Origin of the sequence: Spiroplasma endosymbiont of Dromius quadrimaculatus, assembly GCF_964031155.1 — a bacterium.
Classification (GTDB): domain Bacteria; phylum Bacillota_I; class Bacilli_A; order Mycoplasmatales; family Nriv7; genus Nriv7.
This window is the reverse complement of record NZ_OZ035010.1, coordinates 158385-172827: the sequence shown is the minus strand read 5'-3', so window position 1 is coordinate 172827 and position 14443 is coordinate 158385. Positions and strand designations below refer to the sequence as shown.

General features: G+C 24.7%; 21 protein-coding genes. 12 read left to right on the top strand and 9 right to left on the bottom strand.

Going from position 1 to position 14443, the window contains the following annotated elements:
* Window positions 1-8: 8 nt before the first annotated feature.
* The 5 genes from AAHM88_RS00975 (at window position 9) to AAHM88_RS00955 (ending at window position 6475) form a co-directional block, all read left to right on the top strand.
* Complete coding sequence (locus AAHM88_RS00975; protein ID WP_342262948.1) at window positions 9-3449, top strand: ABC transporter permease; 3441 nt, start codon at window positions 9-11, stop codon at window positions 3447-3449.
* A gap of 264 nt (window positions 3450-3713) precedes the next feature.
* The gene (locus tag AAHM88_RS00970; protein WP_342262947.1) at window positions 3714-4526 is read left to right on the top strand and encodes a Dna2/Cas4 domain-containing protein; all 813 of its coding nucleotides are present in this window, start codon (window positions 3714-3716) and stop codon (window positions 4524-4526) included.
* 37 nt (window positions 4527-4563) lie between these two features.
* Window positions 4564-5487 (top strand): DUF2779 domain-containing protein, encoded by a 924-nt coding sequence (locus tag AAHM88_RS00965; RefSeq protein ID WP_342262946.1) that lies wholly within the window; start codon window positions 4564-4566, stop codon window positions 5485-5487.
* Window positions 5487-5843 (top strand): hypothetical protein, encoded by a 357-nt coding sequence (locus AAHM88_RS00960; protein ID WP_342262945.1) that lies wholly within the window; start codon window positions 5487-5489, stop codon window positions 5841-5843. Before AAHM88_RS00965 ends, AAHM88_RS00960 begins: the two co-directional genes overlap by 1 nt.
* 56 nt (window positions 5844-5899) lie before the next feature.
* Window positions 5900-6475 (top strand): hypothetical protein, encoded by a 576-nt coding sequence (locus AAHM88_RS00955; RefSeq protein WP_342262944.1) that lies wholly within the window; start codon window positions 5900-5902, stop codon window positions 6473-6475.
* A 240-nt stretch (window positions 6476-6715) separates the two neighbouring features.
* Here the strand turns inward: AAHM88_RS00955 and AAHM88_RS00950 are convergent, their stop codons facing one another.
* Complete coding sequence (locus tag AAHM88_RS00950; protein WP_342262943.1) at window positions 6716-6898, bottom strand: hypothetical protein; 183 nt, start codon at window positions 6896-6898, stop codon at window positions 6716-6718.
* Between the two features lie 110 nt (window positions 6899-7008).
* On the opposite strand from AAHM88_RS00950, the gene AAHM88_RS00945 reads away from it, so the two are divergent.
* The 7 genes from AAHM88_RS00945 to AAHM88_RS00915 all read left to right on the top strand — a co-directional run bounded on the left by AAHM88_RS00945 (window position 7009) and on the right by AAHM88_RS00915 (window position 10462).
* The gene (locus AAHM88_RS00945; protein WP_342262942.1) at window positions 7009-7308 is read left to right on the top strand and encodes a hypothetical protein; all 300 of its coding nucleotides are present in this window, start codon (window positions 7009-7011) and stop codon (window positions 7306-7308) included.
* Between the two features lie 211 nt (window positions 7309-7519).
* Window positions 7520-8275, top strand: a complete 756-nt coding sequence (locus tag AAHM88_RS00940; protein WP_342262941.1) for a rolling circle replication-associated protein — start codon at window positions 7520-7522, stop codon at window positions 8273-8275.
* Window positions 8276-8342: 67 nt separating this feature from the next.
* Entirely contained in the window at window positions 8343-8882 is a 540-nt protein-coding gene (locus AAHM88_RS00935) for a hypothetical protein (RefSeq protein WP_342262940.1), read from the top strand.
* Window positions 8866-9099, top strand: coding sequence for a hypothetical protein (locus AAHM88_RS00930; protein ID WP_342262939.1), 234 nt, complete (start codon window positions 8866-8868; stop codon window positions 9097-9099). The genes AAHM88_RS00935 and AAHM88_RS00930 overlap by 17 nt, the downstream gene beginning before the upstream one ends.
* 391 nt (window positions 9100-9490) lie before the next feature.
* Window positions 9491-9721 carry a hypothetical protein gene (locus tag AAHM88_RS00925; RefSeq protein WP_338981367.1) on the top strand — a complete coding sequence of 77 codons (231 nt, stop codon included), beginning with the start codon at window positions 9491-9493 and terminating at the stop codon, window positions 9719-9721.
* A 15-nt stretch (window positions 9722-9736) separates the two neighbouring features.
* Entirely contained in the window at window positions 9737-9976 is a 240-nt protein-coding gene (locus tag AAHM88_RS00920; protein WP_342262938.1) for a hypothetical protein, read from the top strand.
* Between the two features lie 30 nt (window positions 9977-10006).
* Window positions 10007-10462 (top strand): hypothetical protein, encoded by a 456-nt coding sequence (locus AAHM88_RS00915; RefSeq protein WP_342262937.1) that lies wholly within the window; start codon window positions 10007-10009, stop codon window positions 10460-10462.
* A gap of 202 nt (window positions 10463-10664) precedes the next feature.
* Here the strand turns inward: AAHM88_RS00915 and AAHM88_RS00910 are convergent, their stop codons facing one another.
* From AAHM88_RS00910 to AAHM88_RS00875, 8 genes are all read right to left on the bottom strand, one after another.
* A complete protein-coding gene (locus AAHM88_RS00910) occupies window positions 10665-10991 on the bottom strand; it encodes a hypothetical protein (protein ID WP_342262936.1) in 327 nt (108 codons plus the stop codon).
* A 13-nt stretch (window positions 10992-11004) separates the two neighbouring features.
* Window positions 11005-11994: a hypothetical protein gene (locus AAHM88_RS00905; RefSeq protein ID WP_342262438.1), complete on the bottom strand. Its 990-nt coding sequence runs from the start codon at window positions 11992-11994 to the stop codon at window positions 11005-11007.
* Window positions 11995-12025: 31 nt separating this feature from the next.
* Window positions 12026-12265, bottom strand: coding sequence for a hypothetical protein (locus AAHM88_RS00900; RefSeq protein ID WP_342262439.1), 240 nt, complete (start codon window positions 12263-12265; stop codon window positions 12026-12028).
* 42 nt (window positions 12266-12307) lie between these two features.
* Window positions 12308-12541, bottom strand: coding sequence for a hypothetical protein (locus AAHM88_RS00895; RefSeq protein ID WP_342262440.1), 234 nt, complete (start codon window positions 12539-12541; stop codon window positions 12308-12310).
* Window positions 12542-12696: 155 nt separating this feature from the next.
* Window positions 12697-12909: a hypothetical protein gene (locus AAHM88_RS00890; protein ID WP_342262441.1), complete on the bottom strand. Its 213-nt coding sequence runs from the start codon at window positions 12907-12909 to the stop codon at window positions 12697-12699.
* 168 nt (window positions 12910-13077) lie between these two features.
* Window positions 13078-13290, bottom strand: coding sequence for a hypothetical protein (locus AAHM88_RS00885; RefSeq protein WP_342262442.1), 213 nt, complete (start codon window positions 13288-13290; stop codon window positions 13078-13080).
* A 13-nt stretch (window positions 13291-13303) separates the two neighbouring features.
* Window positions 13304-13603, bottom strand: coding sequence for a hypothetical protein (locus AAHM88_RS00880; protein WP_342262443.1), 300 nt, complete (start codon window positions 13601-13603; stop codon window positions 13304-13306).
* Window positions 13604-13662: 59 nt separating this feature from the next.
* A complete protein-coding gene (locus AAHM88_RS00875) occupies window positions 13663-13992 on the bottom strand; it encodes a hypothetical protein (protein ID WP_342262305.1) in 330 nt (109 codons plus the stop codon).
* Between the last annotated feature and the right edge of the window lie 451 nt (window positions 13993-14443).

Sequence of the window (14443 nt, the reverse complement as noted above, 5' to 3'; positions counted from 1 at the left end):
TTAAGTAGATGTTTGTTCTTTTAAAAAACTCTTTTCGTTCTATTAAGAAACGATTTTTACAATATATTGGTTTACTAATTTTGCTGGTGCTAGCAATTAGCATTTTTAGTGCCATGTTTGCTAACAATCAACAAATTACATCAAAATATGATTTAATCTATAAAAATCCTTTGCGACCAACACATCGTATTTCTAATCCCTCAGAATTAAAGTTAATTAATGATAGTAGCAATACAACTATTGATTTGACAGAACATACTAGCATTCCTTTTGAAAATAATAATGCTAAATTAATGCTAATGTTAGCAAAACTTGAAAATGAAGGTTTTAATTGTCAAATTGAAAATCAAAATAAACAAGAACCTTTTATTGATCCAATGCTTTGTTCAATCCATTTAATTGTCATTACTCAAAATAAAGATAGTGATAAAGTTCCACTTCGTGAAACTAGCATTCGTAATTGGCGAATTTTAATGGCAACAAACTCTAAAAATATTAAAAGTTCATTATTTTTTAAAGGACGCATCCAAAATAATAATGGTCAGGAATTTGATATTGTTCCTAGTTTTGATTTAGAAAATATTGGATTAATTAATAATAATCCTGTTAGTATTGTTAAAGGACGAATTCCGATAAGAAATGATGAAATTGTTATTAGTGAGACTTATAGTTATGTCCATAATATTAAAATTAATGATTCATTTATAATTAAAAATAATAAATTTATTGTTGTCGGTATCGGAAATAGTTATACAACAAAGTTTATTCAAAAAAATAGTTTAATTCAAACAGTAATTCCCGAACAGTTAAGTCCTAAAGATAATGGCGTAATTTATACTACCCTTGATCTTTTATTTGATGATCATTTTCGTAATGATACTAAAAGTAGTTTTGAAAATTCTAATATTTATTTAACAATTAGTGGTGATGAAGTTCAAGCTCAAAAAGATATTTACAAGCAATTAAAAGAAAAAACTTTAATTGAAGATGTTAATAAAAATTTTATTAAAGTTATAAGTGATGAATTAATAAGTAATTTAATTATTCAAAGTATTGTTTTTATTGCTTTAACTTTTATTTCAATGTCAGCATTAGTTTTAATTGTATCTTTTTTTATTCGTAAAGAAATTAATGACCAACGCACTCAAATTGGAATTTTAAAATCATTTGGTTATAAAGGTTGACAAATTTCGTTTAATTTTATTGGTTCAATTTTTATTATTACATCTTTAGCGGCTATTTTAGGATTTGGAATTTCATTGTTATTTCAAAAGCAATTTTCAGGAGCAATGTTAATTTATAATTTTGGCATTGTAACGATTTATTTTGATATTAAAATTTTATTAATATTTTTTATCTTTTTACCATTGTTATTTACTTTTGTTTGTTGAGGATTAACAACCTTTCTTTTACGAATACCCGTACTACAATTAATTTATGCTTCCAATAGTAGTAAAGGTTATTTAGCAGCACATTTTTTTAAAGCATTAGTAGTTAAATTTCCGTTTTCATTTCGTCTTTCAGTAGCATTTTTTACTAAATCATTTGGAAAATGATTAGTAAGTGGTAGTATTTTGTTATTAGCTTCGTTTATTTTATTTTTACAATATTTAACTGTGGATACAATGAATCATAAAATTGATAGTTTTCATTCCGAATGAAAAGTTGCTGGCAGTAACAGCTATAATGAACAATATCGTAATATTACTGATTATGACCAATTTAATGCTAACAATACAAAACAATCGGCAACAACTACTTATTTTTACAATCAACAATATGAATATATTGCTTTACAAGATATAATTGTTCCTCAGACATCTAATGTTTATAACCACAATTCAAATAGAGAATTTGCATATTATCTCGTTGATTGACAAGATGAAGAAATAAAACCTGATACTAAAAAAGCAACTATTTATCGTGTTTTTAATACTATTGACAATGAGAAGTTAAAAGAAATTTTCGGTGACATTGAGAAAATTGTAAATGAAAATCCTAATATTAGTCTTATTCAAATATTTCAAAAGTTAAATGTTGATAAACAAAACCAACTTATGAAATGATTTAATCGTCTTAAAGCGTTACAAATAAAAATTCCTGAACGATATAAATTTAATGTTAGTAGTGACACAATAGCTATTATTTTAAAAAATCGGAAATTAATTATTGAACTTAGTAAAAAAATACCATCTGAATTTAATTTTAAAGACATTATGAGTTTTTTAAACATTATTGATGATTTTAAAAATACCAATATTAATATTAATATTGAAAATATTGATTTAGCCCTTAATTATGTAGAATATGATAATACACAAGATTATTTGATGAATCGTTATTATTTCAATGTTCCCACATTAAACGCGATTCAAAAGATTAATTCAGGATTTAATGCCTTTGTTTATGGTGTAAATCAAAAATCTTTTCAAGACATATTAAATATTAAACATAGTGATCAATACATTGATCAACTTTACTTTAATAATCCTAATGATTATGATGCTAAGCGTCGCATATTACCAGTTCTTGTTTCTCGTAGTTATGCTGAATATTATCAGCATCAATATCAAGTCGGTGATATTATTAATAATTTTAATATGTTTTGAATTAAAGATATGAATATTAAAATTGTTGGTATTATTGATAATGCTACCGATGGATGAACTATTGTCACTAATGAAAAACTAATTGCGAAATATTTTGTTTATCGTGAAGCTATTAAGAATGGTGACAATTATGACATTATTGATGTTAATAAAGAAGGTAATGATTTTCAAAATAATAATTTTTATAACTTTATAATGGGGAAAAATGAAGTATTACAACCCTTACGGTCAATGGGACTTTATTATGAAAGAGATAGTATTCCGATTGTCACAATTGATAGTATTAGTACTAACAACAATAAAAACAATTTAGTAAGACCACCATTAATAAAAGAAGAACCTAACATTCCAACATTAGGAATTAAGAATACTGCTAATTTTAATAGCATTCTTATTATTCGTTTAGCAAAAGACGGTATTACTAATCTTTTAAATATCATTAGTAGTGTTTTAGATACAATTCGTTATGTAACCTTAGTAGTAGTAATTATTGTTTTAATTTTATTAGTTTCAATGATTATTGATGATAATATTTTTATTATTGCGACAATGAAAATTCTCGGTTATCATATTAAGCAAATTGTTAGTTTAATTATTGGTTGGTATTTAATTGCTGTTATTCTTTTCTTTGCTGGTGGTGTGGGGCTTTCATTTTTAACTTGATATATTGTAGGTGGTTATATATTTAAACTCTCAGGAATTATGTATCTAACTCATATTTCATTAATTTCTTTATTATTAACAGTTGGCATTGTATTATTTATTCTTCTCATAACATACTTTATTTCAATTTTTATTATTCAAAGAAAAGATGTTCTCATCTTACAAAAAACATCATAGAAAAAACTAGTTTAAACAAAAAAAGATTAGCAATTTTTATAAAAAGAAAAAATAACCTTGCTATTTTAATTTTAATATTTCATAATACTTTTATGAGAATTGAAAATCATCAGTTTTTTAAAATTTTTAAAAAGCTATAGCAGTTCAGGAATGTACTCTGCAATAAAAAAGGAAGTAAAATGACTTAAATTTTAATTAAAATTTAAGTCATTTTTTATCTCTAAATATCTAACAAACAAAAAGAAAGGAAGAGATTATTTAGCAATGCAGAAAGAGAATAAGATATTATTACCAGTTATAAATAAGATTTATAAGGAAGATTATAAAAACTATCGTGAATGTGCTAAAAAAACACTTCTTTTGCGAAAAGAAAATCATCCTTTAATATTAAAATATAATAAGGAATTAACTTATTTCTTTGACTTACCAGAAAATGATTTTTTAGAAAAAAATAATTCATCAGAGTTATTAAATAATAATGAATTGCAAACAATTAATAGTGAGCCTGTTCTTGATGGTATTGAAACTGGTTATCATGCTAAACAATATTTTATTCGTAATTATAATTGTTTTGATTTTGATGATTATGACAGGCATCTAGGAGCAAAAATGACTATTGAAAAAATTCAAGATTCGTCAATTGATATTTTATTTGAAGCACGATTTGAATATAATGACTGTGTTACTAAACCTGATATTTTAAAACGAAATGGTACCGGCTGAGACTTAATTGAAGTTAAGGCAACAACTAAGGTCCATCGCGAACATTTTTATGATGTGCTTTATCAATATTATATTTTAACTAATTGCAATATTGAGATTAAAAATATTTATTTAATGCATTTAAATAGCAATTATATCCATCAATTTGCGTTAGACTATGATTCTTTATTTACTTTAACAAATGATTATGATTTAACAACTACTGGTGCAAAACAAGAAAATATTATGAATGGTATACAAAAAGATTTAAGAAAGCGCGATTTTAACGAAGATATTAAACAAATTAAAAATATTTTTCAAATGCCAGAAGACAAAATATTAGCGTGGTTAAAAACTAGTCAATGTCATAAATAATGGCAATTATGATTACTGTAACCATATTTATTCTAAATTGCCTAAAAAACATACAATATTTAATCTTTATCAGTTAACAAAAAGTAAAAAAGCTAAATTATATTATGAAGATAATTTATTAGATTTAACCAACCCGTTGCTTTTAAATAAAAAATTTAGTTACAATCAATCTCGACAAATTAAAGTAATTCAAGGAAAAGAATCTATCCTTGATTTAAAAGCAAAATCATATTTACAAAAAACATATCAACAATATCAATATCCCATTTATATGTATGATTTTGAAACTGTTAAAAGTGCCATTCCTAAATATTATAATAGTAAACCATATGAACAAATTCCGTTTCAATATTCGGTTCATATTTTATTGGATAATAAGTTTAATGAAGAGAAACATAATATTAAACATTATAGTTATTTAGCTGATGGCGCAAATGATCACCGCTTAATTTTAGTAGAAAAATTAATTAATGATTTAATGTGCTATGGCTTAGGTACTTATGTTGCATATAATAAAAGTTTTGAGAAGCAAGTTTTAAAAAAATTAGCATTATTATATCCCATTCATAAAGAAATCTTAATGCAAATTTATGAACGAACAGTTGATTTAATGGATTTTTTTAAAAACTTTGCAATTTATAAAGCAGAATTTAATGGTAGTCTTTCAATTAAGAAAACATTACCGGCTTTTAATTTGGAATTTTCTTATGATGATTTAGAAGTGCAAAAGGGAACCGATGCATCAACTTTATTTCGTAAGCGATTATATAATGAATTGCAAATTAAAGATACAGATTTTTTTAGAAAGTTAAATAAGACTTGAAAAACTATTAGTTTAAAGGAATGACAAAATAATTATACTACCAATATGTTATTGTATTGTGAACGCGATACTTATGGAATGGTAGTTTTATTTGTTGAAATTTCAAAATTATTACAAGAAAAAAGGTGGATATCATAATGGGTAAAATGTTGAGGATAATGGATGAATTAATTAGACTTATTAGAAAAGGAAATCACTTTTCTAATAATCATAATTATATTTATTTAGATTTTGCTTATGAGGTATTAATTTTTAAAAAAGAACCATTAACAATCAAAGAAATATGAAAATATGGCAAAAAATTAAAACTTATGAATAGTATGATGAGAATGAAAAAATTATCAAAGCGCCCCCTTTCAACATTAGCAATGATATTAGTAAATGATATTCAAACTAATAAAAATTCCATTTTTATTATGAATGCTAATTATAAGAAATTTAATTTAAAACAAGAAATTATTGATAATGCAATTAATGAACAAAGATATCCTTAAATTCATTATTAGAAATTTATATAAAAATTTATTAATTAAAGAAAGGAATTTCAAATATGTTTTTAGATTTTGCTAAAGAAGTATTAAAAGTTAAAAAGCAATCATTAACAGTAGAAGAAATTTGAAATTTTGGCAATGAATTAAAATTTACTAATCTTATTAATGAAATGAAAAAAATGTCAAAAACGCCAATTTCAAAACTGTCTATTATTTTAATTAATGATATTCAAAATAATCCCCATTCAAATTTTATTTCTGATGTTAACTATCAAAAGTTTAGTTTACAACAACACTTTATGGATAATGTATCAAAAAATGTAATTAAAAATGAACAATATCTTGCTGAACAAGTTAATAATATTGAGAAAGAAAATATTACCAAAATATTAAATGAAAAGGAGAGCAAAAATATGGACAATAGTAATAATAATATTTTTTTATGTTTAGCAAATCGCGTCATAAAAATGAAAGGAAAACCCTTAACAGCTGAAGAAATTTGAAATTTTGGTAATGAATTAAAAGTAACTAATGCTATTAATAATACACATTTGAAAGATATGAGTCCAATTTTAAGAATAGCAATAGCATTAAATACCGATATTGTCAATAATCCCCATTCAAATTTTATGTAGAAACCACAGATGTTTTGCACATTTGGTTTTTATAAATTATTTGGGGGTATATTCTTTTGGCAGTAATATTTTGTATTGAATGCGACAACGAAAGCTATGTCATCGGTAATAAAAATACAGTTGGAATCTGTAATTCTTGTGATGAAAACGGTTTTTAATTTTGAAAGGAACGATAAATTATAAATAAAAAAATTCATTTCTGAATTTAAACACTAAACAAGTAAATTTAATATAATTTATTTATTTTTTAAAAAGTTTGTAAATTAGGGAAGTTAAAATGGTGAAAAATATTGGTAAAATAATTATTAAAATTGTTAGTCAATCAGTACTTTGAAGATAATAATTAACTGCTTTATTAATTAATTGTCATATCTTATCAAAAACAATTAAAACAGAATTTCAAAGTTTATCCATTACTGTCATTTTTGTCTCCTTTCTTAAACTTGTTTAGTGTTTAAATTCAGAAATGGATAAATTAATTTTATCAAAAATAGTTTAAAAAAATTTTAATAAAAATAAAAGGAGTTTAAAAAATGTTTAAAGTTAAATTAGTTAGTATAAAAAGAAAAATATTTAAAAACAAAGATGGTTCTACTATGTCAGGATATTCTGCCGAATTTTTGCGTTATGAAAATGACTTATTTGAGCCTACCGGCGAACAAAAAGCCTTATGAATTGATGATAACAATCTAGAACAACAAGAAATTTATAAACTGTTAAAAGAAAATGTTAAATCATTTTTTAGTTGCGAATTAACTTTTGATAAAAACCCCAAAATAGTTAACTTGCAAAAAATTGAATTATCAAAAAATCAAAAAAACTTGTCCAGTTAATTGATAAACATCTTGGTCTGCGAAGCGGTGCGGAAAGCGTATGCTCCGCCCGCTAGCGGGTAGTCGGCGAAGCCGACTATTACTTGATTAAATAACACAACTGAACGAAAACCTAAAATAGGAGCAAAAAATATGAATTTACAAGCTCAAAATCCGACTGATTTTTATATGAAAACCATTTTATTACGGTCAATACATTCGTAATGTTATTATGCCTTTAGAACGCATTAAAGCAAATACTCGTAATGTTAGTGGCTTAAAGAATAAAGGCGAACGAGAAACCAAAATGTTAAATAGTAATGTGCGTGCTAAATGTAGTGCTGTTAGAAAGGCATATCATAATTTTTCAGTTAAAGAACTTACATTTTTAACTTTGACTTATAAGTTAAATGAAACAGATGTTAAAAAATGTAAAAAAGAATTAAAAAAATTTTTTAGAAATATAAAATATTATTTTAAAAAAAAGAATAAAGAAATTAAATATTTTTATACATATGAATATCAACAAAGAGGGGCTATACATTTTCATATTTTACTTGATAAAAAAATACCAAATAAATTAGTTCTTAAACACTGACCTTATGGGTTGAATAAAAATTTGGTTGTTAAACAAGATACTAATGAAGCAGTTGTTAAATACTGTTCTAAATATATTACTAAAAATGTCTTGAATGAAAAATCATTAAATCAGTATGACTTAAATATCAAGGCTTATCAATTCTCTTACAACTGTCAAAATCCTATTACTAGAAAACAAGTATTTACCGATACTTTGAATAATATTGTTAATCGCACCATAAATTCTGAATTTGTAAAGTACTTAAAATCAGCAGTTAACAAGTTTAAAACTAAAATGTGTGGGGTAATTTATGAATTTAAAAATATTGATTATGTAGGTTTTGAGAGTAAAAATTATGCTTCGTTAGAAAGTTTAAGATTTAGAAATCAACTAAGAAAAATGAATTAAAAAATAAGAATTAAAAGTAGCGAATGACAAATTAGAAATAATTAGAGAAAGGAATTAATAGTTAATTATGTTAAATTCTAATTTATTAAATAAAATTAATGTTAATGATGAATGATATACACAGGAATATGCGATTAAACCAATTTTAGAATTTTTAAAACCTAATAGTACTATTTTATGTCCTTTTGATAAAATTGATAGTGAATTTGTATGTGTTTTAGAAAAAAATGGACATAAAGTTTGGAATAGTCATATTGACGACGGAATTGACTTCTTTAATTACATTAAAAGTGATGTGGATAGATATGATTATATTATTTCTAACCCTCCATTTAGTAAAAGAAAGCAAGTAATAGAACATTTATTTAATTTAGGTAAACCGTTTGCGATGTTAATACCATTAGTAAGTATTGCTTTAAAACCAATTAGAGAAAAAATAGATCAGTGTGAGTTATTAGTTTTTGATAAAAGAATAAAATTTATTGCTTATAATGGTATAGTTTACAAAAATCCACCAAGTGAAACTGCTTATATTTGTCATAATGTTTTGCCTAAGCAAATTGTTTGTAGAAAATTAAAGGAGTTAAAAAATGAAAATATGAGTTAATTTAAAAGATAAAAATTATCATCGAGAATTTATATATTCTATTAATAAAAAAACCGGATTACAACAAAGATTTTGAGCGTGTAAAAATGTCATTCATTTAATTAGAACTGATTTAAATGGTAAAAAGTGAGTTTGTGTTCGAGCTTGAATAAAGAAAAATAGTTATGATTGAGATATTCGTGCTTATAATTTGTGTACTAAAAAATTAGAAAATTAAGGAGAAAAGAAAAATGAGTATTTTTGGATTAGTGTTTTTTTACGATTTTAACATTATTACTAGCATACTATATTGCGGTTAATATTTATCGGTTTTTTAAAGATAAAAAGAAATATGGTAGTGAAGCAAAACAGCTACCAAAAGATTTTACTTATGCACAACGAATATTTATTGCAAAGTTTAAACGAAATTTGTTAGAACAAGATGAAAAAGAAATTAAAAAGTAGGTTTAGAAAATGTTTAAAAAAATAATTATTGAGCTAATTGAATTAATTTATCCAACCGCTGATTTACCGCCCCAAGTTGTATTTTTGTTTTCAATTTTAATAATTGTAATGCTGTTTTCAGCCATTATTTTTCTACTCTTTTGACCTTTTAAGCGGTAATTATTATGTTTTTAGTTGCTTGAAAAGATTTAGATTGAGAAATGACAAAATTGTATTTTTGAGATTTATTTATTCAAATTAAAGTTATTCCGGCGTGAGTTTCTGGTAAAGAAATTGATTTAACCAAAGAACTACTTTGACTTTTAATAGCAAACATTGCCTTTTGAATGGTATTAGTATTCATTGTCTTATTTATGGTTATTTTATTTTATAAGGTTAAATCATATTTTGTTTAGAAAGGAGGTGATTGTATGATTAGAACTTTCTTAACAGAAGCACCAGCAGTAGCTATTACTGGTGAACAAGCGGTTACTAACTTATGAAAAGCATTAATTAAAGCGTTCGGTAATATTTGAACTGATATTATTGGTGGTAATATGCCAAATGTCGTTAATTTCTTTGCTACATATTGAGTTTTCTTGCTTGGCGTGATTATTGGTTTATTTTTAATTGCTTTCAAAATGTTTGAAAAATTAATGCCCGGCAGATAGTAATAAAAATAAAGAAAGTGTGATTTAGAGATGTTGTTGTTTAAAAAAATAAATTTAAGATTATATGATTTTGTTGCTTTAAATCGCACTTTATTTATTATTGCGTGATTTTATGGTGCGATTTTGTATTATTATAATCCCCAAAGTTGGCGAATGTTATTTGATATTATTTATTTATTAATTGCTTTGTATATTTTATATACTAAAATTTCTCATTTTTTTGCTCGTCGTAGTTTTATTAATTTCTTATTAAATTCGCCTTTAAATTTAGTTATTGGTGCCTTAGGGACTGGAAAAACTGCTTTAATGGTTTTAGCTTCTTATTTATTAAGTGGTTGAAAAACGATTTCTACTTTTCCGATTACTGATAAACAAATGCTTTCATTAGGGCATATGTCTTTATTAGATTATAATTATCCGATATTAGAAGAAAAGCATTTGCTGTTATGAGATGAAACTAATTTATTTCTTGAAGGTACTGACTAAAGTAAGATATTTTCGCTGGCCGTGCTTAAAAACATGCTAAATGGAAGAACATATAAACTAAACAATAATTTTTCAATTTAATATTTTTAAAAATGTGCGAATTTAATAAGTTTGTAATTTTTGTTTTGCAAATTTGATTAATAAATGTATAATGAATTTACAATTGAATGAAAAAAGGTCTTTTTCATTATCTACCTTTAAGTTATGCACCCTTACTATTTCACGATTTAAAATTTTTATTTTGTCTAACTGTGGTAATTTGGCCGCTTTTTTTGTGGTGAAAATTACCAACTTGTTTGTTGACTCCTCAATTAGCAACTGATTTTTGATATTTTTTACGAAAACCAACTTTTGGTCGTTCAATATGAATACCTAAAATACCACCAATTACAAGATTTATCACAAGCATAATTAGCGGAAAAATAATAATGCGAATATCTGTTCCGGGAATGGTTAAAGTTCAAATTAAATCAAAAACTTTATAAAACATATCGCCAATCAAACTAGCCATTTTTTCTAAGTTTTCCATTTTTTAAACTCCTTTACTTGTTTTTCTTCTTCAAATTATTTTTTAACTTAGTAAGTATCTTACTGAATTTTTCCATTTTTAAATATTCTAATGCTTCAATATCCATTACATTATCATTTCAAAATTTATGCTGATAATTATCATTCAAAGCACGATTACTTAATTCACGCAAGAATGATAAATATTTATTATCATAAAGGTTTAAAATTGATATCGGAATTTTCAACTTAAAGAAATAAATGTCTAATTCCGGAATGCTACGATACTTAATTTTGCGACCTTTTTTATCATTTTTAGCATTAATTAAAGTTAATCGTCATTGCTCGTATTCGCTTACCGATTTAAAAGTGCCATAAATAACTTGTAAATAAGGACGAAAGATACTAACCGGTTTTTTTCTAATGCCAACAATTATTGAATTCGCAATATCACGAACTTTAACCCATATATGTTCAGCTCGTTGTCCACTTGCTAATACGATATGGGTAAATTGGCGAGCCGAAGCGAAATATTCTTGTAAACCTTGGGTTACTCTATCATTTTCTTTATAATCAGTTCCTTCTAAAAATAAGTTAGTTTCATCTCATAACAGTAAATGTTTTTCATCTAAAATTGGATAATTATAATCTAAAAGTGACATATGCCCTAATGAAAGCATTTGTTTATCTGTAATCGGAAAAGTAGAAATCGTTTTTCAACCACTTAACAAATAAGAAGCTAAAACCATTAGAGCAGTTTTTCCTGTCCCTAAAGCACCAATAACCAAATTTAAAGGTGAATTTAATAGAAAATTAACAAAATTACGGCGAGCAAAGAAATGAGAAATTTTAGTATATAAAATATACAAAGCAATTAATAAATAAATAATATCAAATAACATTCGTCAACTTTGAGGATTATAATAATACAAAATTACACCATAAAATCATGCAATAATAAATAAAGTGCGATTTAAAGCCACAAAATCATATAATCTTAAATTTATTTTCTTAAACAATAGCATAACTTAAATCACACTTTCTTTATTTTTATTACTATCTACCGGGCATTAATTTTTCAAACATTTTAAAAGCAATTAAAAATAAACCAATAATTACTCCAAGCAAGAAAACTCAATATGTAGCAAAAAAATCAACAACATTTGGCATATTACCACCAATAATATCGGTTCAAATGTGACCAAACGCTCCAATTAACGCTTTTCATAATTTAGTAACCGCTTGTTCACCAGTAATAGCTACTGTCGGTGCATCTACTAAAAAAGTTCCAAACATACAATCACCTCCCCTCTAAACAAAATATTTATTCTATATTTATTAACAGAAATAAGATTTAACTTTATAAAATAAAATAACCATAAATAAGACAATAATTACTAATACCAGTCAAAACGCAATATTTGCTATTAAAAGTCAAAGTAATTCCTTAGTCAAATCAATTTCTTTATCTCCAGTAATATGAACCGGAATAATTGTAATTTGGATAAACAAATCTCAAAAAGTCTGTTTAATTTGTTCTCAATTTAAATCTTTTCAAACAGCTAAAAACATAATAATTACCGCTTAAAAGGTCAAAAGAGTAGAAAAATAATTGCTGAGAAGAGCATTATAATTATTAAAATTGAAAACAAAAATACAACTTGGGGTGGTAAATCGGCAGTTGGATAAATTAATTCAATTAACTCAACAATTATTTTTTTAAACATTTAACAACCAACTTCCTTAATTAATAACATAGCATCAATAAAAACCCACACATCATGAAAAATATCTATCTCTACATGACCAACACCATAATCACGCGCTCATACACGATTAGGTTTAGTATTGTTATCACCATTAATATATACAGATAACTGCGATACTCTATCTATCTTTTGTTCTTCTTCAGAAGAAGCAATACCATACCATACTTTCACTTTTTTCTCCCTACCTTTTAATTTATCTTTCCTATTTTTAACATTTTTTTAATTTTTTTAATTTTTCTAACCCTTTTTGTACTTTTAATTCGATTAATTTTATTTATTTTTGTGTTATAGTTAAATTTAGTCATATCTATATACTTTTAAAAATATTCTAAATATTTTTTATTTGTTAATTTCTTCTCCATCTTTTTCTAATAAATTTTTCTTAAATTTCGCAATAAATATTCGTTGTGAATAAGTAAAATCTTTTGGCAACTGCTTTGCTTCACTACCATATTTCTTTTTATCTTTAAAAAAACGATAAATATTAACTGCAATATAATATGCTAGTAATAATGTTAAAATCGTAAAAAACACTAGTCCAAATATACTCATCTTTCTTTTCTCCTTAATTTTTTAATCTTTTAATATGCAATATCAACACACAAAGTCAATTATCACCGACTAAATCAGTTCTAACAGATTCAACCGCAGATTTAGACACTCAAATTTTTTGTTCTAATCCAGTTTTTTTATTAATAGAATATATAAACTCTTGACAATAATCTTTGCCAGACTCATCCACATTAACTCACATTTTCATTTCTAAAACTCCTCAAAAAAATTGCAATAACTTAGTTAAATAAACTCAACTAACATAGATAATTAACGGGCGGAGCATACGCTTTCCGCGCCGTTTAAACACCATAAAAACTAACTAAAATATTTTTTTATTTACCCCTATTCTTAAAACACCGTAAAACATTTTTAAAATGAATTTTTAAAATAATCAAAACTTACAACCTTTTTATCATATGCTTTTTCAGCAACAAAAAAACCTAACAACTCATGACCTAAAATCAAACTAGACTCTTGACCTTTATCATTAATAAAAACTAACCGATATTCACCATCTCTAATTATTCCTATACAAATAGAATTCTCATATTTTCCTTTATAAACAAATCGTTTCGAAAACCAAATACCAGTAGATTCATACAATCACGGAATTGCTGGTGCTTTAATAAGTACTGCATTTTGTGTTTCTTTTAAAAGATATTTTTCAGTATTTAAAAAAATATTTTCAATATTTCTCATATACATACCATCCTTACAATATTTAGTTATATTAAACTAAGTTATATTTAGCTTAGTTATCTAACTAAGTTAAATATTTATTTTTTTAAACATTTATGTTTAACAAAATTTGTTAGTAAACTTCGTTTACTAATTAACTTAGTTTATTATTATCAAGGCACAAAAAAATACAAGGCATAACTAAAAATAATAAATATTAATTTAACCTTATATTTCTTGTAATAAATAAATGAGCTCATATTTATTTATTAATTAACAGCAAGTTTGTAAAAACCAAAATCTTGTCATATGTATATGGTTTCTACATACTTAAATAAACTTGTATTGACATTTAAGAAAGTAATTTATATAATACTTAAAGACAATTAAATCACAGCTTTTAAACATAATTAAGTTGCAAATAGATTGCTTAATTTTTTACTTTAAGTAGCCTTTGCTGCAATGGCGAATA